The sequence below is a fragment of the endosymbiont of unidentified scaly snail isolate Monju genome, assembly GCF_000801295.1.
GTDB lineage: Bacteria > Pseudomonadota > Gammaproteobacteria > Chromatiales > Chromatiaceae > MONJU.
This window is the reverse complement of the sequence record NZ_AP012978.1, coordinates 1,023,271-1,048,389: the sequence shown is the minus strand read 5'-3', so window position 1 is coordinate 1,048,389 and position 25,119 is coordinate 1,023,271. Positions and strand designations below refer to the sequence as shown.

The following is a 25,119-nucleotide window of genomic DNA, read 5'->3' as shown; positions in this document are numbered from 1 at the left end:
GCCTTCTCCAGTGCTTCCTGTATTCGCTCCATCGCTCTAGCTACCGACCCAGTTCCAGCCGATGTTCGACCGCATACCAGAATGCGTCGATCGGCATCACGAAACGGTGAAACGCGACGACAGCGATCACCCCAAACAACAACAGCAAAATCGCCAGGCCACGGCGCAACTTCATCTGCCGCTGCAATTCTTGCGCGGTGGCGATGTGCGGCACCACGACCAGCAGTGGCATGCCGGTCAATGTTTCCAGCTCCCGGGCAGAACCGACCGTATGATTGGCCCCCTCGGCAATCGCCACGCTGCCCAGGCCTGCCCCCAGCGACAGCACCACACCAAGGAACAGCAATGCCAGCCGATTGGGCCGGACAGATCGTTCGGGGACCAGCGGAGGCTCGAGCAGAGAGAAACGCTCACCCTTGTTCTGCTTCTCCAGCGAGGCGGCCAGGTCTGCCTCGAGCTGCTTGGCCTTCACCTCCCGGTATTTCTCCAGGGCCTGTTCGTAATCGCGATCGAGTTCGCGGTATTCCCGCTCCACCTGAGGTGCGGTCGCAAGGCGCCGTTCCACCTCATCGAACTGCTCGAGCAGGCGCTCGCGTTGCTGCTTGCGCGAGCGCAGATCGAGTTCGGCCGCCTGCAACTGTACTTGCAACTGGACATGGGCCGGGTTATCTGAACCCGCAACGACGGGGATGCTCCTCCAGGCCGGCGCCTGCACCTGCACCAACTGTTGACGCGCGGCCTCGAGCGCACGTCGCTGTTTCTTCACGTCCGGGTGCTCAGCAGAATAACGCTGTTCCAGGCGGGCCAGCTCGGCTGCCGTCTCCACCACCTGGCGCTGAAGCTGCCCCAGGTCTCCACCCTCTCCAACCTCTTGCCGCAAAGCGGCAAGCTCGCGGGACAGGCGTACCATGTCGGGGTGGCTCGCGGAATAGCGGGCCGAGAGTTGCGTATACTCGGCCTCCAGCACGCCCAGCCTCTCGCTGGCTCCTCCCGCCAGGTCCATACCTCCCGGCAGGTGACTCGGCATGCGCGCCATCTGCGAACGCAGATAGGCGATGCGGTCCTGCAGGGAGCGCATCGCCGCATCGGTCTTTTCAATGTCCCGTTCGACACGCTCGATCGATTGGAGGTTGAGTTGCTGCATGTCGGGAAGGCTGCCGATGTGTCGCTCCTTGAAAGTCGCCAGGCGCCTCTCCAGCCGAGAGACTTCTTCCTTCAGACCCTCGGCCTCCTGCGCGAGGAAACGGGAAGCCTCGGTGGCCGAGCGGGTACGCTGCCGGACGTTTTCATCCAGAAACAACGACACCAGCTCCGCCGTCACCTGCTGGGCCACGACGGGATCGGGATAGGCAAAGCCAAGCTGAAATGCGATGGTCGCCTTGCTGGGACGACCGCTGCGGGGATCGACCACGTCCGCACTGATCAATTCCAGTGCCGTATTCTCCCGTATACGCTCGATACGGGAAGCCATGCTGGGCTCGCCGTCCGCTGCCGGGTAGAGCCCGTAGCGTTCGACGATGCGCCGCAGGTTGGTGGAACTCATCACCCGCTTGCTGAGGATCTGTATCCGTTCCCCCGCATAAGAGCCGACCGCGGAACGTACCAGGTCCGCAGGCACCTCCTGCTGTTCCACGAGAATGGTTGCCCGCGACTCGTAGACCGCCGGGATCCCCAGTGCAACCGCCACACAGATGCCCAGGACCAACAAGGCTGGAATGAGAAAGACGCCCTTTCTACGCCGCAGGATCGTCACATAATCACTGAATTCCAGCATCCGTTTTCTATAAATCATTCTATTGTCCAATCTGCTCATCCCGACGCGGCGCATCACTCGACCGGGCGCATGCCCCCCTGGCCATGCCCCTTGTCGAGCACTCGGGTTATACGAGCCCGGATATTCGGTCTTCCCAGGAGTCTAGCAGCTGAGTGGAGACTGCCCTTTGCAGCAGGACCACCGGCGATACGGGCAGCTACCCGCCGGTCCTGAAAGTCGATGTGTTTCCCGCTCACTTCCTCGTATAGCCAATATAGAGACCCAGCCCCCCCGCAGTCCATGGAGGGAACACCTACCATTGGACATCCGGGCGTCCAGTGAAACCCCACCTCCCCCACCTGACGGCCTACACAAAATGGGGTGCCGGACTACCTGTTTTCATGACCGTACTACCCAATACTCCCCCTCACGGATCAGACAACGGGAGAGACGACTCAGGATGGGTGTCTCGACAACGCCATCACGCCGGGACCGGCGGATGAGCGTTTCCCCTCACTGACCGACACCAATCTGAACTGGGGAACAACGATGGACAGGAAAGGCCTCAAGACCGCATGCGCCAGGTGCGTGATCGGACTGTTGCTGCTGTCGGGTACGGCCAGCGCCGGAACGCTATACGCTTCACTCGACGCCGTGCCGGTGGCACTCGACACTCCGATGAAGACAACGTCGTATGGCAGCAGCCGCGGCAACTATGTTTTCGATGCGAAACCAGCCGAATCCGAGGCCCACCACCCGTCACTCACGCCCACACCCGTACCGCAGGTGACGAACAAAAGCCCCATGAATCCAGCAGTGAACAACGCTTCGCTGTCCAACAGCCTCTGGCTGTTCGCCACCGCGATCCTGGGCTTTGCCCTGTTCAGCACCGGGCGCCGCGGCGGCATGGCTTGAGCCGATCAGGGCAGGGGAAGCTGGTCATGGATGATGTTGAAAAACAGCATGCCGGCCCGCGCGCTGTCGGCGGCATCCTCGTAGCGTTGATAGCGGAACCGGTAGCCACCGACCAGCCGCCATTCAGGACCCACCTGGTAGCTCAGGCGCGGCATGAGACGCAGAAAGTGTCGCTCGCGTGCCGTGCCCAGGCCCAACAGCCGCCGATTGCGATAGAGATCGGCATCGACATGTAATCGCCAGCGTGGCGTCAAATGCCGCCTCCAGCGCAACGCCAGATGCTCCGTACCCAGCATCTCGCCAATGCCGGCCGGGCGCGCGTCGCGCTCCAGCGCCAGTTCCAGCTTGTCCGTGGGCCCCGCATGCTTGAGCGACAGGCCATAGATCAAGCTGTTACCACTTTCCGACCCGGTTGCCGTCTCATGGTGGTCCTTTCGCACCCCGGCCCGTACACTGAGATCCCAATCACCATAGGACCTCCGCGTGCCACCGATGAAGATGGCCGGCATGCGTGCGCGGTAGTCTCGCTGGCTGCCCTCATAGATCGAATATGACAACTCGGCGAACAGGCTGCTGCGTTCGTCCATGCCGTAGCGAACCTCTGTAGCCAGGCGCCCGTACCGATAGTCCGATAGCCCGAACAAGGCCGCCTTGTCATAGGCCACCGATTCATACGCCGAGGAAAAGGTCAGGGAGAGGCGCTCGTCCGCCTGATGCGTCCAGCTCCCCTCCAGCGAGCGCCGCTCCCGACGCACCCGCTGTTGGACCAGACCCGAGGTCCCCTCTTCGCTACTGAGCGTGGAATCCCGCCGGTAGGCCGCATCCAGGACAAGATGGCCACGCTCCAGGTCGCGGGTGATCCCGGCCGCCAGATCGATATTCGTGGTGTCGAGCCCGGAAGCCGCGACATAGTGCCGGCGCTGCGTGCCAACCCCGATTTCCCAGCGGCTGATCTCATCACGCAAGTTCAGCGCGAGATGGCTGCCCAGTTCCACACCGGCAGAGCCCTTGCCGCCGTTCGCCTGCAGACGCACGTTGTCCTCGACGAAGCTGTTCACCTGAAAATGTGCCTGCGAGAGCCACTGAGCCGCCGGCAAGCGCGTAGAACAAAGTGCCAGGGCAACCACGACTCCCTTCAACAGGAAAGGACCGGCTCGAGCAACGACCGGACTTCCTGCCACATGCGACACCCGCATCAGGGAACCAGCACCACGTCACCGGGTTGCAGCACGATGTTCTGCTCCAGGTGCTGCCCCTGCTCCACTTCGCTGTAGTTGAAAGGCAACGACTGCTGATGGGAGCCGGCGCCGCGCAACACCCTTATCGCCTTGGTATCGGCATAGGGCGTCAACCCACCCGCCATCGCCAGTGCCTGCACGACCGACAAGGGACGGTTGGCCACGAACTCCCCCGGATGATGTACCCGGCCGAGGACGTAGATGCGGTTGCCCATCATCTTGCGAATGCTCACCGTCACCACCGGGTCGGGGATATATTTCCGCAGTCGTTGCGAGATCACGTCGCTCAACTGCGAGACCGTCCTGCTTCTGGCCCTGACATCACCGACCAGGGGAAAGGAAAACCCACCGTCTGGACGAACCACCACGTTGTCCTGTTGCAGGTCGGGCTCCTTCCACACCGAGATCGCCAGAACGTCGCCAGGCTGAATCGTATAGACTGGCTCCTCATCGGCCTGTACCAACAACCCGACCCCCAACCACAACGGCAATACGATCCCAAAGAGTCCAGACACAAACGACCCGCCCGCACTTTTCATCATTCGCTCCATCGCCTCGATTCTGTCCTGTATTCCGCCACTGACTATAGTCCCCATTTCCATTGAGCACGAGGCAACAGGCCGCCGGAGAAACAGCGTCAATGTACTACAATGAATTCCACGAAGCCTTCGACGCACGGTGATCCGATGTCATTTGGCCCCCAGGGCCCGCCGCGGCGGCCCGCCAGCCCCCAGGGAACGGGAGTGTCTGGGTACGCCCTCTCTGCCAACAACCATCGCCCCGGCCCCACCGACCCGCCATGCTGAGCATTCCGCAGACTCACCGGGCATCGAGCAAGCTGAACCACCTGGCTCTGGCAATCGCCGATGGCATGGCGATCACGGCCATCTACTACGCCACCGTCACCTCGATCCACAACGGCCATTTCCCAGAGCCCTATGTCGTGCTCCTGCTGCTGTTGCTGGGCACCATGGCCTTCTTCTACGACCACTTCGGTGTCTACTATTCCCACACCAGCTTCACCCGGCACATCCTCTCGCTGGGCAAGGCCTGGTCGTCGACTTTCCTCTTTCTGCTGCTGCTGGGCTTCCTCACCAGGGAGACAGAGACCTACTCGAGAATCTCCCTGGGTATCATCTACGTCGCCGGGCTGGCCGCCCAGGGACTGATCCACGTGACCTTCCATCTCGTGCTCGACTGGTCCAAGCGGCCGGAACACACCACGCGCGCGCTGATCGTGGGCGACGACGAGCTGGCCCGACAGATCTATCGCCGTATCCACGACGACCCCTGGATCCGCCAGTCCATCGTCGGCGCCGTGTCGCTGGACACCGGACCGTGCGATACCGTCTCCAACAGCGAGCCGCGGATCCTGGGCAGCATCGAGGACACCGCCGAGCTGATCGACCGGCATGGCATCCGCATCGTCTACATCGCGGTGCCATTGAACGCCTCGCCGGCCATCGAACCGCTGTACTTCCAGCTGCTCGACCGCAACGCCAGCGTGCACTGGGTGCCCGACATCTTTTCCCTGCCGCTGATCAACCACGGCATCGGTGAGCTCAACGGCCTGCCGCTCCTCACCCTGTCGGAGACACCGCTGACCGGCCTGAATCGGCTGCTCAAGGCCCTGGAAGACTATGTGCTGGCCACCCTCATCCTGGGACTGATCAGTCCGGTCATGCTGCTCACCGCCATCGCCATCAAGATCGACTCCCCCGGCCCGGTGTTCTATCGCCAGCCACGCACCGGCTGGGACGGCAAGGTGTTCCGCATCTGCAAGTTCCGCAGCATGCATATCCAGCCACCGGAGGTGGATGCCGAGGTCCAGCAGGCCACGCGCGACGACCCGCGGGTGACCCGGGTCGGGCGCTTCATCCGCCGCACCAGCATCGACCGCCGCACCAGCATCGACGAGCTGCCGCAACTGTTCAATGTACTGGCCGGCAACATGTCGCTGGTGGGTCCACGGCCCCACGCGGTACAGCACAACCAGGAATACGCCGGCCGGATCACCGCCTACCTGGCACGCCACCGCATCAAGCCCGGCATCACCGGGCTGGCCAGGTCAAGGGGTTCCGCGGTGAGACCCGGAACCTGGAACTGATGGCCAAGCGGGTGGAATACGACATCGAGTACATCAACAGCTGGTCGCTCAGCCTGGACCTGGCGATCATCGCCCAGACTGCCTTTACCCTGTTCAGCAAGAACGCCTACTGAACCCGGCCCTCGATCCCGACCCCGACCGACGATGCTGGCCCGACGGCCGCTTTTGCCGTATCCTCGCGCGCCATGAATCCCACGACCAACATCGCCGTACGCGCCGCCCGCAAGGCCGGCAGCATTCTGATGCGGTACTACAACCGCATCGACACACTGACTATCAGCGAAAAGCAGGCCAACGACTATGTGTCGGAGGTCGATCGCGCCACCGAGGCCGCGATCATCGAGGTGATCCGCCGCGCCTATCCCAACCACGCCATCCTCGCCGAGGAGAGCGGGGAACACGCGGGCAACGACTACCAGTGGATCATCGACCCGCTGGATGGCACCACGAACTACCTGCACGGCTTTCCGCAGTTCTCCATCTCCGTCGCACTGCAACACCGTGGCGAGCTGATCAGCGCGGCGGTGTACGATCCGCTGCGCGACGAGATGTTTACCGCCAGCCGCGGCCAGGGCGCCCAGCTCAACGACCGGCGCCTGCGCGTCAGCGACCAGCGCTCACTCAAGGGGGCACTGATCGGCACCGGCATCCCCTTCCGGGACCAGCGCTACCTGGCCGACTACCTCGCCATGCTCGGCGCCATGGTGGAAGACACCGCCGGCATCCGCCGCCCCGGCTCGGCGGCACTCGACTTCGCCTACGTGGCGGCTGGCCGCCTCGACGGTTTCTGGGAACTGGGACTGTCGGTGTGGGATTTCGCCGCCGGCGTGTTGCTGGTGCGCGAGGCCGGCGGCGCGGTCAGCGATATCCGTGGCGGTAACCGTCACCTGGAGAGCGGTAACGTGATCGCCGGCAACCTCAAGGTTCATCAGGCCATGGTGAAGCGGCTCGCCCCCCACGTGCCGGAGGCCCTGCGCGCCTGACCCGCGTAAACGTGCCGTGCGACAAAGGGTTTTCCCCCGTTGCCGTCCGCGGGGGGCTGTGCTTTCATCGACTCCGACAACCATGGTCAAGGAACCCGGAGAGATGAAAGGCCTTATCACTGCCACCCTGATCCCGCCCGTCGGCGCCTGCCGCTACGGTTGTGGCACCAACTGTGCCGCCCCCATCACCGTATTCTGGCTGTTCGGTGTCATCAGCGTGATCTACGGCCTGATGGGCGGCCCGACCAACGAACCCGGGATCAGCTGGTACACCGTGGGCCTGGGCCTGCTCATGTGGGGCATCGCAGCGGTGTGGACGCTGGCCACCCTGCAAGGCGTGGAGGCCGACCGCTGTCACGATCTGTGGAGCCCGAAGGCCCACCGGGTCCAGCCCAGCGACGACGAAACCGACCCCCTCGAGGAGGTCAAGAAGGCGCACTGAGCGCCACCCGGCTCACAACCCCAGCGGGTTGTCGGGATCGACCCCTTCCATGAACGGGATCCGCCTGCTCCGGTGGGTCACCTGGTACATCAGGCCCATCCAGTTCCCCACCACCGCCTCGGCAGTATCGTGCCAGGTATTGTCCAGGCGCGGCATCAGCAGAGACTCGGGAAACTCCGGCAACGGCCCGCCGGCCTTCAGTGCCTGGTCCAGGCGCCAGCGGTACTCGCGCACCAGCGCCTGCTCGCGCTCGCCCAGGTAGTTCTCGGGGAATGGCGGGAAGGCGTCGATCTCGCCTGCTGCGTAACGCAGGACCTCACGCTTCAGCTCCTTGAGCAGCGAGATGGTGTCGTACTCCGGGTGCCCCTGGAAGAATACGAAGCGCAGACCATCGGCGCTGGTCGCCAGATGCACACCCACCTGTTCGCTCTCGACCAGCACGCGCAGGCCGGCGGCATCGAACTGGTCGCGCTCCACCGCGTTCCAGCGCGAATGCGGTACGTCGAAGCGGGTGTTCACATCGGCCACCAGGGGGTGCGCCTTGTCCATCACCCGGTGCGGGAACACCCCCCAGATCTTGCGCGGTTGCAGACGCCGCTTCTGACCGTAGCGGAACTCCAGCACCGCGTGGGTCGCCAGGCAGGAACACAGGGTGGTAGTGACGTTCTCCCAGGCCCAGTCGATGACCCGGATCAGCGGCTCCCAGAACGGTTGGGTAGACAGTTCGGGGCCGACCACGTTGGCGCCGGTGATGATCAGTGCGTCCAGTCCCTCCTCGCGAATCTTGTCGAAAGGCTCGTACCAGGTATCGATATAGGCCTGCGCCTTCTCGCTGCGAGGCAGTTCCGACAGCGTGAAGGGGTGCACGTAGAACTGGGCGATGGGGTTGCTTTCGCCCACCAGGCGAAAGAACTGCCGCTCGGTCGCCACCAGCGCCGCATCCGGCATCATGTTGAGCAGACCGATGTGCAGCTCGCGGATGTCCTGGTTCCTCGCCCGCTCGGGTGAGAGTACGGTCACCCCCTCCTTGCGCAGGCGCTCGAAGGACGGCAGATCGTTGTGAGCGACTATCGGCATGGTCTCACTCCGCTTCGCGCGCGATGGCCTGTTCGATCAGGGCCAGGAAGTCCTGCTCGTCGCGTACCCCCGACACCTCCTGCGAGGTGACGGTGTAACCACGTTTCGCGATGGCCTCGTAGCGTGGAATGCGCGAGTGGAACAGGCGCGGAAACACCCAGCGGGTGAAATCGTCTGGGTCCATCTCGGCCGCGTAGTTCAGGCCATGCTCGCGCAGGTAGATAGCCAGTTGTTCGTCCAGGAAATCGGGACGATAGTACAGTGGCTTGGGATCGCTCTGCGCACGCCGGATCAACTTCTGCTCCTCCTCGGCGTCGGTCACCTTGATGTAGAGGATCAGGGTGTGTGCCTCGAGCAACTCGATGATACCCGGCTCGTCCAGCTCGCACAGCGAACCGCCGACATCGTTGACGAAATGCCGGTACCCGTAGATCTCCTGTGCCTTGCGGATGAAGTCGGGCACGTCGCGCATGGCCGCGATCTCCGCCTCGCGGTACAGCGCCTGGTGGCGGCGGAACGTTTCCAGCTCCAGTCCACCCCGCTCGGGATCACCCAGCTTGCCGACAAAAGAGAGCACCGGCCCCAGATCCGAGACCTTGATGTTGTTGCGGATGTAGATCCAGTCGCGGCGCAGCAGTTCGCGCAGGAAGGGAACCTCCATCGCACGCGCCTTGATCATGTCCAGGATCGGCTCGTCCAGGTAGCGGGTGCCGATGCGGTAGTCGCCCGAATAGTGGAACCAGTCGTGCGCACGCAGCATGCTCGAGATGTGCGTCTTGCCCACCCCCGACATGCCCAGAAGGGTGACCTTCTTGCGATCCCAGCGGCGGAATGTCTCGACGTCGAACTTCACTGTGCCCCCCGGGCGAACCTTGATGCAGAAGCTGGCATTATCCGGCACCGACGCGCAGGCGCCAAGCCGTCCCCTGTTCGGCCCGGGGACGGGCCTCCTACACGCTAGAGCGGCGTCCCCGCCGCGAACGATTCGGCCCGGGGACAGGTCTCCTACATCACCTGTGGGAGCGGTGTCCCCGCCGCGAACCCTGCAGCCCGGGACGGTTCGGCGCGGGGACGGGCCTCCTGCCCGTAGGAGCGACGTCCTCGTCGCGAACCATCAAAAAGGCACCGGGCTCTCGACCTCTACCCTCTCCCCACTGGCAGGGTGCTCGAAGGCCAGCGCCTGCGCGTGCAGCAGCAGCCGGGCGGCGGCCTGTCGCACCGGGGCATCGCCATACAGCTCGTCGCCCAGAATGGGGTGACCCAGCGCCAGCATGTGTACGCGCAACTGGTGGCTGCGACCGGTGAGCGGCAGCAACTCGACCCGGGTGAACCGATGCTCGGCATCGCGCGCCAGCACGCGCCAGTGCGTGAACGCCGGCCGGCCCAGCCGGGCATCCACCTTCTGGCGCGGACGGTTGGGCCAGTCGGTGGTCAGCGGCAAGTCGATCTTGCCATCATCCTGTATCACGCAGCCCGCCACCACCGCCACGTAACGTTTGTGCACCCGACGCTCTCCGAACAGCTGCCCCATGCGGCCCTGTGCCTCGCGATCCAGCGCAAACAGCACCAGCCCCGAGGTCGCCATGTCCAGCCGGCGCACCACCAGGGCCTGGGGAAAGTGTCGCTGCACGCGCTTCCAGAGACAGTCCTGCTTGTCCTCGCCACGCCCGGGCACGCTGAGCAGCCCGGCCGGCTTGTCCACGATCAGCAGGTGCTCGTCGCGATAGTGAATCGCCAGTCCTTCGTCGGGCGGTGGTTCATAGCGCATGATCGTCTTCCGGCTCGGCCTGGCGCAACACGGAATAGTCGCTGGCGCGCACCTCGGCCACCGCGCGCTCGCTGCTCTGATCGTCCACACCCGCCAGCAGCAGCAAGGCGCGGGCATACATCAGGCTGCTCTCGAGCACCGAATCGAAGATGGTCACATTCGGCGGCAGGCGCTCCTCGTCGCCCGTCCAGCCGTGCTCGGTATGCACCAGTATCGGCAGCCCGGGCCGCAGGCGCCGTGCCTGGGCGATGATGCGCCGCGCCGCCGGCGGATCATGGAAGGTGATCGCCAAGGCCCGCGCCTGCGGCAGTCTCGCCAGCTCGAGCAGGACCGCGTTGCCGGCATCCCCGAACAGCACTGCATGCCCGTTGGCGCGGCATTCGCGCACAAGGCGGGCATCGCGGTCGATCGCCAGTACCGGCACGTTGCGCTCCTCGAGCACCGCGGCCACACCCTGCCCCAGCGCGCCGTAGCCGCAGATCACCGCGTGATCGTGCAGTTCGCCCACCCTCTCCGGCAGATTTTCCGGCTCGCCCGGGAGATAGGCGCTGCCGCGACGCCTGACCAGACGGCCGTTGAAACGGATCAGCAAGGGCGCGAGCAGCATACTGAGGATCAGTCCCGCCAGCACCGGTTGCAGCAGCACGCTGTCCACCAACGCCAGCAGCATCACCTGAGAAACCAGCAACAGGCCGAACTCGCCACCATGTGCCAGCACTGCCGCGACCCGCAGCGCATCGTCAGACGCATGCCCGAACAGCCGGACCAGCACCCAGATCAACAGCCCCTTGAGCAGTACCAACCCGGTCACCACCGCCAGCACCCACAGGGGCTGGCGCAGCAGGATGCCCGGATCGAGCTGCATGCCGATACTGATGAAGAACACCCCCAGCATGAGATCGCGGAAGGGTCGGATATCGGCCTCCACCTGATGCCGGAAATGCGTCTCGCCCAGCAGCATGCCGGCCATGAAGGCACCCAGGGTGGCCGACAGGCCGGCGACCATGGACAGGTCCGCCGCCGCCAGTGCCAGCGACAGCACCGTCAGCATGAACAGCTCGAGCGAGTGGGTATCGGCCACCCAGTGCAGAATGCGCGGCAACAGCTTGCGCCCCAGCACCGCCAGCGTAACGAATACCAGCAGGGCCTTGACCAGGGTGATGCCCAGCGGGCTGCCGAAGGAGCCGCCATCATTCCCCAGCAGCGGCAGCAGTACCAGAAAGGGCACCGCGGCGATGTCCTGGAACAGCAGCACCGCCGTGGCGGCCTGACCGTGCACGGTGCGCAGCTCCCCCTGCTCACCGAGCTGCTTGAGCGCGATGGCGGTCGAGGACATGGCGAAGGCGCCGCCCAGGATCACCGCAAAGGCCGGCGACACCCCAGCAAGAATGAAGCCGCCGGCGAACACCGCGGTGGTGAGGGCCACCTGGCTTCCACCCAGCCCCAGCACCAGGCGCCGCGCGGCGAGCAGACGCGGCAGGGAGAACTCCAGGCCGATGGTGAACATCAGCAGCACCACACCGACCTCGGCCAGCACGCGGATCGCTCCGGCATCGCCCAGCTGGCCCAGACCCCAGGGGCCGAACGCCAGCCCGGCCAGCACCAGGCGATGGCACAGGACCACCAGGCCGGCGCTGCCGAGCAGCAGCAACATCAGGTGAAACAGCAGTTCATGCGTCATCTGGCAAAGGTAGATCGTGCAAGCAGCAAGGACGAACCGTTCTCATTGGCGTCGGCCCAGCGGCCTTTCAAGGACACGCCGCGAGAAAACGACAATACCATGCGGATGGCCTCACCCTGCATTGAAAAGCTGCCGACTGCCCTCACTGTGAAGGACGGAACAAGAAAACCGAAACGCATGGAGGACCCGACATGAACACCGGTGACGAAAGACTCGAGGGCATCCTGGCACGACTCGCTCCGGTGGTACTGCCCCCGGCGGACTTCCCGCCAGCACAGATCGTGCGCGACACCCCGCGCGAGGAACTGCGCGATCGCATCCGCAAGAATGCCGAGGAAGTCGGCATCGAGTTGACCGAGGCACACTGGGAAGTCATTGACTTTCTGCTCGACTTCTACACTTACTGTTGTGAGACCCACGCGCCACGCTACACCGACATGCGTGCCTACTGGCGCTACATCGACTGCCTGAAAGACCCGCAGTGCGAATCGGAGATGGAAGGCAAGAAGACCGAAACCTGCCAGTATGGCCAGCTCAGCGCCACCGAGGCCACCAGCGCCTACCGGGTGTATCGCGTGCTGCTCAAGGCCTTTGCCGACAAGGGAGGAAAGAAACACCTCTACGAGCTGTTCCCCTACGGACCGGTATTCACCATTCACCTGCTCGCCGGCCTGCCCCGCCTGCGGCACGACGTGGACCCGCATTTCGGCACAGCCTACTGATGCGCCCACAACGACAACAACACGACGGAGGCATTCAGCCATGAAAATCGACATCACCTGGCGCAACCTGCCGAAGGACAACCACGAGACTGTCCGTCACACGGTGGAGACCCTGGCCGAGCGCCACCTGAAACCCGCGCTGGAGGCCTTCGAGCATGCCTTGCCACACGTGCGCCTGACGCTGGAAAAACGCAAGCTGGATCACCGCGTGACCGCGCGCATCCAGTTGCCGCCGCGCAAGGTGCTGGTCGCCCAGTCCAGCGATCCTCTGCTGGACAAGGCGCTGCACAACACGCTGGAGGAGCTGGCGCGGCAGGCTGAACGCCATCGCGCCCACATCAGCCACCAGCACGACTGGAAGCGCAAGGCCCGCCGGCGCCGCCTGCGCGAACTCAAGAGCCGGCTGGACGCGCTGACGCCCGAGGCGCAGCAACAGGTCGAGGTCTCGCTGGCCAGCCTGCTGCCACGCCTCGAATCCTGGCTACGCCACGAGCTGACCTACTTGCGCGCCAACGGCCTGCTGGCCGACGACTATCCCACGCTGGCCGACGTGCGCGACGAGATGTACGTGCGCATCCAGCGTCGCTGGGACGAGGTGCCGCACGACGAGGAGGGCCTGTACCGGGTGGCGATCCGCGTGACCACCGAAATCCTCGAGGAAGAGACGCGGCGCCTGCACGCGGATGAACAACTGGTCTCGCTGGAAGACGAAGTCCCCGAAGACGCCATGGAGCAGGCCGAGGACATGGTCGGGGAGGAGATCGGCGAGTTCTACCAGCCCGACGAGGACCTGTATGTCGAGGACCTGATCGCCGACACCGAGATCCCCGGCCCGGAAGAAGCCGCCCAGGCCGAGGCCGTCGACGCCTGTTACGAACTGCTGGGTGCCCTGCCCTCGCTGTGGCGGCGTGCGCTCACCCTGGTCCACCGGGAAGGTCTGCCACCCGAGGTGGTCGCCAACCTGATCCTGGGAATCGAGGAAGAGGAACTGCGCCAGGTGCTGACCCTGAGCGAGCGCTTCCTGCGCGACCACCTCGCCGAGCGGGGCCTGGGGATCCAGGACGTGCCAACGCTGCTCGCGCGCTAAGCCGTATTGTCGGGCTGAAGCCCGGCCTGTTCACCTGACAGGGTCGGCGACCCTGTCAGGGTGGGAGCTTGGGACTCCGCTCCTGCCGGGCGTTTCTTTCCGGACCCCTTGCAGGGTGTCTTGCGGTCGATCGGCCGCGCCGGTTTCAGAACATCAGGTTCATCATCACCATCATCACTACCAGAAACAGCACCGTCATGATGCCGCCGGCACGCATGAAGTCGGGTACGCGGTAGCCGGCCGGCCCCATGATGAGAGCATTGACCTGGTGAGTGGGAATCAGGAAGGAATTGGAGGTGGCGATCGCCACGGTGAGCGCGTAGACCGCCGGGTCGGCATCCACCTGGATGGCGATATTGACCGCCAACGGCACCAGCAGCACGGTGGCGCCGACGTTGGACATCACCAGGGTGAAAAAGGTGGCCAGCGCGGCGATGGCCGTCTGGATCACCCAGGGCCCGGCATCGCCGACCAGGCCGACGACCTCCTGGGCGATCCAGCGCGCGGTGCCCGAGGTCTCCACCGCCAGGCCCAGTGGAATCAGCGAGGCGAGCAGGAACATAGTCTTCCAGCTCACCGCCTGGTAGGCCTCGTCGATCTTGAGCACCCCCGAGAGCACCATGCCCACCGCCCCGGTGAGCAGCGCCACCGACAGGCGGATATCGGTGAACAGGACCATGCTCAGCGCCACGAAGAAGAACAGCGCCGCCCAGCGCACCTTGTGCGGGCGCAGCTTCTCCTCGCGCGGATACTCGGTGGTCACCACCAGGAAATTGCGGTCCTTCTCGATGCGCTCGAGCACGTTCCAGGGTGTGTGTACCACCAGGGTGTCGCCGGCCTGGAAGGGCATGTTGCGGATATCATCCCCCTCACGCAGGGTCTTGCCGTTGCGGTGCAGGCCGACCATGGCCAGGCCGTAGGTCTTGCGCATCCAGACATCACGCGCACTCTTGCCGATCAGGTTCGAGCCCGGCGGGATGACCACCTCGGCGATACCCGACTTGCGCGGCGACAGGGCCTCGGCGAAGGTACGCAGGCGGTCGCGCTGCTCCAGACCGTATTTGTCGACGAAGTGGTCCAGGTCCCTGGGGTCGGCGACGATGCCCAGTACCATCCCGGCAATGATCTCGGTATCGCGCGCCAGGGTGCCGGGACCGAAGTTCACCTCGCCGCCCGGACGCTTGTGGGCAATGACGCGCACCCGGTAGTCGGTCTCGATGTCGTCGAGCTGCTTGCCCACCAGCGGGCTGTCGTCAGGCACAACCACCTCGGAGAGGCTGTAGTCCACGCCATAGACATCATGAAAATAGCCCAGGGTATCCGAGCCGGTGGCGCTCGACTCGCTCTCGGTCACCGGCAGCACGTAGCGTCCGGCAATCACGAAGTACACGATGCCCGTCAGCACCAGGGCCACGCCGACCGGCGTCACCGAGAACAGGCCCCAGGCCTGCATCTGCCGATCCGGTGGCAGAGCCTGGTTGGAGGTGAGGATCAGGTCGTTGAGCAGGATCAGCGGGCTGGAGCCGACCATACTCACGGTGCCGCCGAGAATGGCACAGAAGCCCATGGGCATCAGCAGGCGCGACATGGGCAGGCCGGAACGCGCCGAGATGCGCGAAACCACCGGCAGGAACAGCGCCGCCGCCCCCACGTTCTGCATGAACGAGGAGATGAAGGCCACGGTGCCCGAGATGATGGGAATGATGCGCGCCTCGGTCTTGCCGCCGATACGCAGGATCAAGGCGGCCACCTTGGTCATCACCCCGGTCTTGTCCAGGCCCGCGCCGATGATCATCACCGCGATGATGGAGATCACCGCGTTCGAGGCGAAACCGTCGAACAGGTGCTTGTTGTCCACCAGCCCTTCGCTCAACCCCATGAAGGGCGCGGCCAGCGAGGTCAGCCCCAGCAGCACCATCACCAGCACCGCGGCCACGTCCACGCTCACCACCTCGAAGGCGAACAGGTAGATGGTGAACAGCAGGATGGCGCTCACCCAGGCAATCTCCACGCTGGGCACGATCGGTACCAGGCCGAGGGCGGTGAGCAGAAACACCAGGGCCGCGACCGCCTGCTTGCGATCGATCGACCGGGAGCGGGGATCCTGGGTTTCAGACTGCGCTGACATCGACGTGCTCACCCCTCGCAAGGACGATGGAAGTTCCGGCCTGGTCACCCCCCGGCCGCATTGTCCATCGTCGCGTGAAACAATGCAAAGCCCCGGTCCGGCGGTATAATCCGCGCCATTCGCACCCACGGGGACCACCCATGCAGTTCATCGAAACCCGAGGCAACGACGGCCACCGACCCGCATCCGTGAGCTTTTCGCAGGCCATGCTGGAGCCCATGGCCTCTTTCGGCGGGCTCTACGTGCCCGAACGCCTGCCTGCGCTGGGCCTGCCCTTTCTCGAGGCCCACCGGAACAGCGACTACAAGACCCTGGCTCGCGCCGTGCTCGACGCCTATGCCATCGACATCGAGCCGGCGGTGATCGACGAGGCGCTGGCCCGTTACGACGACTTCGACGATCCGGCGCAACCGGTGCCGGTGGTGAGGGTGGACGACGAGCTGTTCGTCGCCGAGCTGTATCACGGTCCCACCCGTGCCTTCAAGGACATGGCCCTGCAACCCTTCGGCGTGGTGCTCTCGCGGCTGGCGCAGGCGCGTGACGAGCACTACCTGATCCTGGCCGCCACCAGCGGCGACACCGGTCCGGCCACGCTCGAGACCTTCAAGGACCAGGCCAACGTCAAGGTCGCCTGCCTCTATCCCGACGGCGGCACCTCCGACGTGCAACGCCTGCAGATGGTCACCGAGGATGCCGCCAACCTGAAGGTCATCGGCATCCATGGCGACTTCGACGACGCGCAGACGGCCCTCAAGTCATTGCTCTCCTCGACGCGCTTCCAGCAAGCCCTGGGCGAGCGCGACACCCGTCTGTCGGCGGCCAACTCGGTCAACTTCGGCCGCATCGTCTTCCAGCAGATCTACCATATCCACAGCTACCTGGAACTGGTGCGCCAGGGGCGCATCGCCATCGGTGACAAGGTCTACCTGAACGTACCCAGCGGCAACTTCGGCAATGCCCTGGGCGGCTACTACGCCATGAAGATGGGCCTGCCGGTGGAGAAGATCCTGATCTCCTCGAACGCCAACAACGTGCTCACCGACTGGATCAAGACCGGGTGTTACGACCTGCGCGGCCGTGACGTGATCACCACCAGCTCGCCGGCGATGGACATCCTCAAGTCGTCCAATGTCGAACGTGTACTGTTCGACCTGTTCGGGGCGCAACGCACACGCGAGCTGATGCAGGCGTTGGACGAAGACGGTTTCTACCAGTTGAGCGAGGAAGAGACCGCGCACCTGCAAGCCATCTTCGCCGCCGACCATGCCAACGACGAAGATGTGGCATCGGCCATCCGCGAGACCTTCGAGAAGCGCGGCTATCTGATAGACCCGCATACCGCCACCTGCCTGAAGGCGCACCGCAACGCCCGCGACCAGGCATTGCCCGACATCGTCTATTCCACCGCGGAATGGACCAAGTTCTCGCCGACCATCGCCCAGGCCCTCACCGGGAAGACTGGCGCGCACGACATCGACGCCCTGAAGGCAATCTCTGAGAAGACCGGCCTGCCCATCCCGCCGATGATCGCCGCGCTGTTCGAGCGCCCCATCGCCCAGCCAACGGTCATCGACAAGGCGGACATCGAGAGCGAAATCCTCGCCTTCCTGTGAAATTTCATGAAAGCGAGGGGAAAAGATCCCCGTCCTCTGCCGGTCTGCCCCAGCCCGGATGTTTCACCGGCATCCCGAGAGCCGGCGGAATTCGCAGCCGCTGTGGCGCCGGTTTGGAGCGAAAGGGATAGCAGTCACTATCGCTTGAGTGAAAACCAAGCCACAGCGAGCGAGAAACCGCCGGAATCGGGATAGAACAACGCGGGGTACAAGCTGTAATCGACGATTGGCGTCCTTTTTTCCATTTTTGCTCAATCATTCAGCCTCTTGGGCTTCGAGCGTTGTTCGGCCGGTAAAATATTCGAGCTAGCAGGTCCAGGAGAACCCATGAACCCTTTCCGCCGCAATATTCCGCTGCTCGCCTTTGCACAGGCCATGATGATGAGCAGCACCTCGCTGATGGTCACTTCAGCGGCACTGGTCGGGCGTAACCTGGCAAACGATCCCGCGCTGGCCACCGCACCGCTTGCCGCCGCCTTCGTATCCACCATGCTGGCCAGCGTGCCCGCGGCCTGGCTGATGCACCGTATCGGACGCAAGGCGGGCTTCGTGCTGGCCAGCTTCATCGGCGCCACCGGGGCCACGCTGGCGGCCTGGTCCATCGTGCAGGGGGCTTTCTGGGGGTTCGTGGGAGCTGCGGCGCTGATCGGCACCCACAACGCCTTCGGCAACTACTACCGTTTCGCGGCCGCGGACAGCAGCCCACGGGAACAGAAGGGACGCGCCATCTCCTGGATTCTCGCTGGCGGGGTGCTGGCGGCCTTCATCGGCCCCAACCTGGCCAACCTCGGCCATGAATGGATCGGCAATGCCCCTTTCGCCGGCGGTTTCCTTGCCGTCATGCTGCTCTACCTGGCCGCCGCAGCCGCACTCTCGCTGCTGCGCCTGCCACCGCAGGCCGAGGACCGGCCGGACGACACGGAACCCGTGCGTCCCCTGCGCGAGATCGCGCGCCAGCCCGCCTACCGGGTGGCCCTGATCTGCGCTACCCTGGGCTATGGCGTCATGTCGCTGGTGATGACCGCCACGCCGCTGGCCATGTCACACCACCATCACGGCCTGCCGGACACGGCCTTCGTGATCCAGTGGCATGTGCTGGCGATGTTCGCCCCTTCGTTCTTCACAGGAAGCCTGATCGACCGCTGGGGCATCCCTCGCATCCTGGTGCTCGGCGCCCTGGCCGACCTGGCCTGCGTGACCGTCAACCTGAACGGCACCAGCGTCGACCATTTCTGGGCCGCCCTGATGCTGCTGGGGCTGAGCTGGAACTTCCTGTTCATCGGCGCCACTACCCTGCTGACGCGCTGCTACCGACCGAGCGAGAAGGCCCGGGTACAGGCGAGCAACGATTTCGCGGTGTTCACCACGGTCACGCTCAGTTCCCTGTCGGCCGGTGCACTGCAACACCTGTTCGGCTGGCAGCTGGTCAACCTGGGCGTGGTGCCGATGCTGCTGGTGGCACTGGGCGCGGCCCTGTGGTTTGCGCGTCACGAGCGCGGCAACAGGATACAGACCGCCCCCCTCACCGGTTAACCGACTACCCCGCCACGGCGCGAACGCCGTCCGCCCTGACCACCCGGCTTTCCGCCCTTGCGTCGCACCTTGATGTCACCCGACGCCAGCATCACCGGATCGCGGTTGCTGTTGTCGGTGAAGGGGGTATTGCCATCGACATCGCCTTGCGCGTCGCGCACCGGAACCGGACCGCTTGCCGCCCGGTCGCCCACCGCGGCGCGCGCCCTCGCTGCGCCGTCCCCCGGCACGCTGTCCTCTTCCGTTCTGAATGGGCTCGGGACGAATCGAGGGGTCCGGCTCGTAGCCTTCCAGTACCTCGGCCGGCAGACGGCGACCGATCACTTTCTCGATGTCACGCAACAGACGGTCCTCGTCCACGCAGACCAGGGACACCGCCTCGCCCTCGCGCCCGGCACGACCGGTTCGCCCGATGCGATGCACATAGTCCTCGGCGACATTGGGCAGCTCGAAGTTGACCACGTGCGGCAACTGGTCGATATCCAGCCCGCGCGCCGCGATGTCGGTGGCCACGAGCACGCGGATGTCGCCCTTCTTGAAACCGGCCAGCGCCCGGGTGCGTGCGCCCTGGCTCTTGTTGCCATGGATCGCCGTGGCGCTCGGGCCAGCCTTGTCGAGATACTGCGCCAGGCGGTTGGCACCGTGCTTGGTGCGCGTGAACACCAGCACCTGTCGCCAGTCGCGCGAGCCGATCAGCCAGGCCAGCAGTTCGGCCTTGCGTCCGCGGTCCACGCGGTAGACCCGCTGCGCCACACTCTCGGCGGCCGTGTTGCGGCGCGCCACTTCGATCGACACCGGCGCATCCAGCAGGCGTTCGGCCAGGGCGCGGATCTCGCCCGAGAAGGTCGCCGAGAACAGCAGGTTCTGCCGACGCTCCGGCAGCTGCGCCAGCACCTTGCGGATGTCGTGGATGAAGCCCATGTCGAGCATGCGGTCGGCCTCGTCGAGTACCAGGATCTCGACCCGCGAAAGGTCCAGGGTGCCCTGCGAGACGTGATCCAGCAGCCGCCCGGGGGTGGCGATCAGGATATCCACGCCACGCCGGAGCTGCTGGATCTGCGGGTTGATCTTGACCCCACCGAAGATCACCGCCGAGCGCAGGTCGAGATGCCGGCCATAGGTGGCCACGCTCTCGCCTACCTGGGCGGCCAGCTCACGGGTTGGGGTGAGGATGAGGGCGCGCACCGTGCGACTGCCCTTGCGCGTTGTCTCCGCCAGACGATGCAGCAATGGCAGGGTGAACCCGGCCGTCTTGCCGGTGCCCGTCTGCGCCCCGGCAAGAATGTCTCGTCCCTCGAGGACGACGGGAATGGCCTGGGCCTGGATGGGAGTGGGAGCGCTGTAGCCCTGTTCGGCGACGGCGCGCAGGATGTCGGCCGAGAGGCCGAGCTGTTCGAAGGTCATGGGGGTTTTTCCGTTGCCGTTCCCGCATGGCGCAGGGCCAGGCTACGGTCGGGGAGCGCGCAATAGCAGTTGAAAAATCGGCCGGATGGCCAGGACGAGGCAGACCGAGTGGCTCCGTCCGGGGCACTATAACACGGCTTGCCGCCGAAATGCGCCCGCCTTGCCGGTTTCATTCCCGTGGCCGATACCCCAAGCGGCCGGACAGCTCGCGCGCCGCAGCGCACAGCACCGGTATCCACTCCTCGCGGCGCCGTTCCATGGGTGCGGACACCGAGAGCCCGGCCACTACCTCGCCGCGCGCGTCATAGATCAGGGCACCAATGCAACCCACTCCCAGTTCCGCTTCCTCGTTGTCGAGGGCATAGCCCTGTTCCGCGATGCGCCGCAGCTCCTCCTTGAGGCGCCGAGGATCGGTGAAGGTATTGGGGGTCAGGCCCGGCAGACCGGTGTTGCGGATGTAGGCATCCACCGCCGCCTCGTCGTCTCGTGCCAGCATCAGCTTGCCCACCGCGGTCACATGCAGGGGCGCGCGACTGCCGATCACTTGTTCCACCCGCATCATGCGATTGGGGATGGCCCGTTCCACGTAAACCACCTGGTCCCCCTCGCGCACCGTGAGATTGACCGACTCCCCGAAACGATCCCGCAACCTCTCCATGATGTCCCGGGCCGCCTCGCGCAGATCCAGGCCGGAGGCGACACGGCTGCCCAACTCCGCCAGCTTCCGCCCCAACCGGTACTCACCGGACTCGCTGCGTTCCACGAAACCTTCCACCGCCAGCGAGGCCAGTATCCGGTGGGCCGTGGAAGGGTGAAGGCCGGTGTCGGCACACAGGTACTTGAGGCTGGCGTCTCCTTCGCAATTGCCCAGGGCGTCCAGGAGTCGCGCCATGCGTTGAATGACCTGGATGGGTTGGCTCGTCTTCATTTTTCACCATACAAAAACGATTCTGCTTTACGGAACTTTATGGACGACCTATGCTTTTTTTGCAATACAGTTTATTTTTCACTATACGGAATCTCGAGGGCGCTTCATAACCACCGAAAGGGCCGATCACCCAACCGCCGACATCCCGTCTTTCTGCAATGGCATCCAGTACTTTAGCGAATACCCGTCGGGCATGGCCCAGCTTGCTGCCTCTCCGGTGATCGGAGAAGGGCAGACAGCCATCGCCGATCCCGAGGCGCAGGACGCGGTCTACCAGACTCTGCTGGGCGCGGATGCCTTGCGCTATCTGACCCTGCACATGACCGGTGCCAAGGGATCGGGCCACCCCGGGGGATTCGCCAGCAGCGCCGACGCCTATGCGGCACTGGTGATGCTCGGGCATACCAACATCATCACCGAGGTGGGGCATCATGCCCCCGGCTTCTACAGCGCCATGTTCCTCGACACCTCGCTGGAGACCATGGGCATCCGCACGGTACAGGATCTGTGTGCCCGTTTCCGCGAACGCGAGGGACTGCTCGGCCATCTGTCCGGTGCCATCCCCGGCCTGCTGGCCCCCGCGGGCCCGCTGGGGCAGGGGCAGCATTTCGCCATGGCCGGCGCGCTGCTCCACCCCGGCACCCTGTTCCCGGTCACCATCGGCGACGGGGGCATGGGCGAGCCCTATGTGCTCAACTCGATGATGCACTTCCATACCGCCTACCCGCAGGCGACCAACTTCCTTCCGGTTCTGGTGTGGAATGGCTACAGCCAGGAACACCATGCCATGGTCTCGCACCTGAGCAACGAGGAGATGATCGCCTACTGGCGGGGCCACGGTTTCCAGGAGGTCGTCCTGGTGGACGCCATGGACTTCGACGATAGCGGCCAGGAAGGGCCCTACGTGGACAGCACCCGCTTCTCCCTGGAGCAACGGCTGGCCTTCACCCGCGCGGTGCTCCAGGGCATGGACCGGGCCGCCCGTTCTGCCCTCGGAGGCACCCTGACGGCGTTCATCGTCAAGCAGCTCAAGGGCGCGGGCGTGCACACCGTCGGCGCCAAGGCCCACAACCTGTATCCCGCGGACACCCTGGACAAGCCGCACATCGCCGAGGGACTGAAACGGCGCGCCCTGCCCCCGTCCGCCTGGCAGATCGTGCGCGACAATTTCCGCCGCGCCGGGGGTGGTCCCGCGGTGGAGACGGTGGTGACCGAGACCCCCCTGGAACTGCCTCCCCTGCCGGCGCTGCCGCGCCAGGATTTTGCGGTGGGCGACAAGCAGGTGCCGTCCACCGCCATGGGAGCCCTGGTGGCCGCCGTGGGCCAGGCGGATCGCCGCTTCGTGGTGACCAACGCCGACGGCAACGAGGCCTCGGCCATGAAGAACATCAACGACGCCCTCAAGATCCGCCACCCCACTCCGGACCCGCTGTACAACCAGGACCCTGGCGGGCAGGTCTACGAGCCCCTCAACGAAGACGCCTGTGCGGGCCTCGCCGCCGGCCTGGCCCTGTTCGGCTCGCGTGCCCTGTGGCTCTCCTACGAGAGTTTCGCCATCAACGGCTGGCCCATCGTGCAGACGGTCTCCCAGGCCATGGCGGAACTGCGGCGCAAGACCCCGTCCATCGTATGCATGTTCACTGCGGGGGCGCTGGAGCAGGGACGCAACGGCTGGACCCACCAGCGTCCGGAGATCGAGAACTACTTCTCCGCCATGATGCGCAATGGTAACGTCTACCCGCTGTTCCCCTGTGACGCCAACGCCATCCAGGCAGCCTACGAGTACGCCACCAACAGCTTCAACAAGGCAATGATCATCATGGCCTCCAAGAGCCCACTGCCGGTCTATCTCGATCAAGCCGGGGCGACGCGCGCCGTGGAGGAAGGCGCGGCCGTACTCCACGAGAGCACCGCCGGCGACAAAGGCACGGTGGTGTTTGCAGTCACCGGCGACATGGTGCTGCTGCCGGTGTTCGAGGCTTGCGAGCGGCTGGAGGCGGCCGGCTACCGGGTGCGTATCGTGTCGGTGGTCAACCCGCGCCGCCTGTACCGCCCCGGCGATGTCTCCTGGAACACAGTCAGCGAGCCGGACGACAACTTCATGGACGACGACCGTTTCAACGCCCTGTTCGACGGCGATGTCCTGCTCGGCGTCAGCGGCGGCCCCAGCGGCAGCCTGGAGCCGGTGTTGCTGCGCACTCGCGCGCCAGCGCGCGACGTGCTCGCCTGGCAGCGCGGCGAGACCACCGCCTCGCCGGCCGAGATCATGGCGTTCAACGGGCTGACCGCCGATGCGATGTGCCAACGGGTGGAGGCGCTGGCCTGAGCCATGGCAGAAACCAAGATCATTGCTCTGGACGATGACCCCACCGGCTCGCAGACGGTCCATTCCTGCCTGCTGCTGACCCGCTGGGACGTCCCCACGCTGCTCGAAGGACTTCGCGACACCGCGCCGCTGTTCTTCGTGCTGACCAACACCCGCAGCATGGGTTCGGAACAGGCGGCAGCGGTGACCCGGGAGGTCTGTCGCAACCTGAAACAGGCCCTGGACACACTGGCGCGGGAAGGATGCGAGATCAACCCCATCCTGGTGAGCCGTTCCGACTCCACCCTGCGCGGCCACTACCCCGTGGAGACCGACGTGATCGCCGAGGAGCTGGGCCCCTTCGATGCCCACTTCCTTATCCCGGCCTTCTTCGAGGGCGGGCGCATCACCCGCGACAGCACTCACTACCTTGTCGTGGACGGTCAGGAGGTCCCGGTGCACCAGACCGAGTTCGCCCGCGACTCGGTGTTCGGCTTCAGTACCGCCTACCTGCCCGACTACGTCGAGGAGAAGACCGGTGGAGAGATCAAGGCCGAACAGGTGGAGCGCTTCCTGCTCACGGACGTGCGCGGCGACAGCCTGGCCCGCTTGATGACGCTTCAGGGAAATGCCTGCTGCGTGGTCGACGCCGAGACACAAAGCGACCTGAACCACTTCGCCGACCAGCTCAAGCTGGCCGCCAGCCGGGGCAAGCGCTTCCTGTTCCGCAGCGCCGCCAGCCTGCTCACCGCACTGGCCAAGCTGCCGCCCCAGCCCGTGCCTCCGGAGGAGATGTCCCGTTACGTCCGCGACGGGCGTGCCGGCGCGGTCATCGTAGGCTCCCATGTGAAGAAGACCACGGCCCAGCTGGAGCAACTCCTGGCGCTCCCCTCGGTGGTCCCCATCGAGGTGGACGTGGAACGCATCGGCGAGCAATGGGGGTCCCTGCTGGACGAGGTCACGAAACAGGCAGCCAAGGCACATGCCGAGGATCGGCATGCCGTGATCTTCACCAGTCGCGTGGAGAAGACCTTCCCCGACCAGCAGCAGCGGCTCGCCTTCGGGGAAAAGGTTTCCCGTTTCCTGATGGCGGTGGTGCAGGGTCTGCCAGCATCGCTCGGCTTTCTCATCAGCAAGGGTGGCATCACCTCCAATGACGTGCTAAGTACTGGCCTGGCGTTGCGAACCGCCCGGGTGCTCGGCCAGATCCTGCCTGGCTGCTCTGTCGTGCGTTGCCCCAGGGAACATCCACGCTATCCGGACATGCCGGTGGTGATCTTCCCCGGCAACGTGGGGGACGACCAGGCGCTGGCCACTGCCCTGCAACGCCTGGCCGCCCCCCGAAAGATCTCGGCGTGAACGGCATGGGCACCCGGAAGAGACACCGCCAACAATAACGATTCCCAGCCGACCGAACGGCTGGCGCCGCTCGGTC

Annotated in this window: 20 protein-coding genes and 1 pseudogene; 11 read left to right on the top strand and 10 right to left on the bottom strand. The window is 65.0% G+C overall.

Features of this window, described 5'->3' with window-relative positions; translation table 11 throughout:
• Nucleotides 1–40 precede the first annotated feature (40 nt).
• Entirely contained in the window at nt 41–1,828 is a 1,788-nt protein-coding gene (locus tag EBS_RS04910) for a Wzz/FepE/Etk N-terminal domain-containing protein (protein ID WP_148307667.1), read from the bottom strand.
• A 513-nt stretch (nt 1,829–2,341) separates the two neighbouring features.
• On the opposite strand from EBS_RS04910, the gene EBS_RS13950 reads away from it, so the two are divergent.
• Nucleotides 2,342–2,668: a hypothetical protein gene (locus EBS_RS13950; protein WP_171816186.1), complete on the top strand. Its 327-nt coding sequence runs from the start codon at nt 2,342–2,344 to the stop codon at nt 2,666–2,668.
• 5 nt (nt 2,669–2,673) lie between these two features.
• Here EBS_RS13950 and EBS_RS04905 read toward each other — a convergent pair whose 3' ends face one another.
• On the bottom strand, nt 2,674–3,726 hold the full coding sequence (locus EBS_RS04905) for a hypothetical protein (RefSeq protein ID WP_043107617.1): 1,053 nt from the start codon (nt 3,724–3,726) through the stop codon (nt 2,674–2,676).
• Between the two features lie 137 nt (nt 3,727–3,863).
• On the bottom strand, nt 3,864–4,445 hold the full coding sequence (locus tag EBS_RS04900) for a polysaccharide biosynthesis/export family protein (RefSeq protein WP_231892870.1): 582 nt from the start codon (nt 4,443–4,445) through the stop codon (nt 3,864–3,866).
• Between the two features lie 260 nt (nt 4,446–4,705).
• Here EBS_RS04900 and EBS_RS14220 point away from each other — a divergent pair.
• The 3 genes and pseudogenes from EBS_RS14220 to EBS_RS04885 all read left to right on the top strand — a co-directional run bounded on the left by EBS_RS14220 (nt 4,706) and on the right by EBS_RS04885 (nt 7,438).
• Nucleotides 4,706–6,126, top strand: a pseudogene (locus EBS_RS14220) (undecaprenyl-phosphate glucose phosphotransferase).
• 72 nt (nt 6,127–6,198) lie between these two features.
• Nucleotides 6,199–6,996 (top strand): inositol monophosphatase family protein, encoded by a 798-nt coding sequence (locus EBS_RS04890; RefSeq protein ID WP_043107616.1) that lies wholly within the window; start codon nt 6,199–6,201, stop codon nt 6,994–6,996.
• Nucleotides 6,997–7,099: 103 nt separating this feature from the next.
• Nucleotides 7,100–7,438, top strand: a complete 339-nt coding sequence (locus EBS_RS04885; protein ID WP_043109262.1) for a hypothetical protein — start codon at nt 7,100–7,102, stop codon at nt 7,436–7,438.
• Between the two features lie 12 nt (nt 7,439–7,450).
• Here EBS_RS04885 and metA read toward each other — a convergent pair whose 3' ends face one another.
• From metA to EBS_RS04865, 4 genes are all read right to left on the bottom strand, one after another.
• Nucleotides 7,451–8,515, bottom strand: coding sequence for a homoserine O-succinyltransferase MetA (metA, locus tag EBS_RS04880; protein WP_043107615.1), 1,065 nt, complete (start codon nt 8,513–8,515; stop codon nt 7,451–7,453).
• A gap of 4 nt (nt 8,516–8,519) precedes the next feature.
• Complete coding sequence (locus EBS_RS04875; RefSeq protein WP_043107614.1) at nt 8,520–9,368, bottom strand: hypothetical protein; 849 nt, start codon at nt 9,366–9,368, stop codon at nt 8,520–8,522.
• A gap of 261 nt (nt 9,369–9,629) precedes the next feature.
• Nucleotides 9,630–10,283, bottom strand: a complete 654-nt coding sequence (locus EBS_RS04870) for an RluA family pseudouridine synthase (protein WP_043107613.1) — start codon at nt 10,281–10,283, stop codon at nt 9,630–9,632.
• Nucleotides 10,273–11,964, bottom strand: coding sequence for a cation:proton antiporter (locus EBS_RS04865; protein WP_052199314.1), 1,692 nt, complete (start codon nt 11,962–11,964; stop codon nt 10,273–10,275). The genes EBS_RS04870 and EBS_RS04865 overlap by 11 nt, the downstream gene beginning before the upstream one ends.
• On the opposite strand from EBS_RS04865, the gene EBS_RS13935 reads away from it, so the two are divergent.
• Genes EBS_RS13935 through EBS_RS04855 form a run of 3 tightly spaced genes read left to right on the top strand, consistent with a single transcriptional unit; the run spans nt 11,941 to nt 13,773 of the window.
• A complete protein-coding gene (locus EBS_RS13935) occupies nt 11,941–12,159 on the top strand; it encodes a hypothetical protein (protein WP_148307665.1) in 219 nt (72 codons plus the stop codon). The two genes, EBS_RS04865 and EBS_RS13935, sit on opposite strands and share 24 nt — an antisense overlap.
• Nucleotides 12,156–12,686: a hypothetical protein gene (locus EBS_RS04860; protein ID WP_043107612.1), complete on the top strand. Its 531-nt coding sequence runs from the start codon at nt 12,156–12,158 to the stop codon at nt 12,684–12,686. Before EBS_RS13935 ends, EBS_RS04860 begins: the two co-directional genes overlap by 4 nt.
• 40 nt (nt 12,687–12,726) lie before the next feature.
• Entirely contained in the window at nt 12,727–13,773 is a 1,047-nt protein-coding gene (locus EBS_RS04855) for a hypothetical protein (protein ID WP_052199313.1), read from the top strand.
• A gap of 145 nt (nt 13,774–13,918) precedes the next feature.
• On the opposite strand, the gene EBS_RS04850 is transcribed toward EBS_RS04855, so the two are convergent.
• Complete coding sequence (locus tag EBS_RS04850; protein ID WP_043107611.1) at nt 13,919–15,901, bottom strand: SLC13 family permease; 1,983 nt, start codon at nt 15,899–15,901, stop codon at nt 13,919–13,921.
• A 140-nt stretch (nt 15,902–16,041) separates the two neighbouring features.
• Here EBS_RS04850 and thrC point away from each other — a divergent pair, with 140 nt between their 5' ends.
• Nucleotides 16,042–17,514: a threonine synthase gene (gene thrC, locus EBS_RS04845; protein WP_043107610.1), complete on the top strand. Its 1,473-nt coding sequence runs from the start codon at nt 16,042–16,044 to the stop codon at nt 17,512–17,514.
• A gap of 327 nt (nt 17,515–17,841) precedes the next feature.
• Nucleotides 17,842–19,047: an MFS transporter gene (locus EBS_RS04840; protein ID WP_052199312.1), complete on the top strand. Its 1,206-nt coding sequence runs from the start codon at nt 17,842–17,844 to the stop codon at nt 19,045–19,047.
• 75 nt (nt 19,048–19,122) lie between these two features.
• On the opposite strand, the gene EBS_RS04835 is transcribed toward EBS_RS04840, so the two are convergent.
• A complete protein-coding gene (locus EBS_RS04835) occupies nt 19,123–20,451 on the bottom strand; it encodes a DEAD/DEAH box helicase (RefSeq protein WP_081999824.1) in 1,329 nt (442 codons plus the stop codon).
• A 169-nt stretch (nt 20,452–20,620) separates the two neighbouring features.
• Nucleotides 20,621–21,343 carry an IclR family transcriptional regulator gene (locus EBS_RS04830; protein WP_231892846.1) on the bottom strand — a complete coding sequence of 241 codons (723 nt, stop codon included), beginning with the start codon at nt 21,341–21,343 and terminating at the stop codon, nt 20,621–20,623.
• A 229-nt stretch (nt 21,344–21,572) separates the two neighbouring features.
• Here EBS_RS04830 and EBS_RS04825 point away from each other — a divergent pair, with 229 nt between their 5' ends.
• Together EBS_RS04825 and EBS_RS04820 are read left to right on the top strand one after the other, a co-directional pair.
• Nucleotides 21,573–23,705: a phosphoketolase family protein gene (locus EBS_RS04825; protein WP_052199311.1), complete on the top strand. Its 2,133-nt coding sequence runs from the start codon at nt 21,573–21,575 to the stop codon at nt 23,703–23,705.
• Between the two features lie 3 nt (nt 23,706–23,708).
• Nucleotides 23,709–25,043 carry a four-carbon acid sugar kinase family protein gene (locus tag EBS_RS04820; protein ID WP_043107609.1) on the top strand — a complete coding sequence of 445 codons (1,335 nt, stop codon included), beginning with the start codon at nt 23,709–23,711 and terminating at the stop codon, nt 25,041–25,043.
• Nucleotides 25,044–25,119 lie beyond the last annotated feature (76 nt).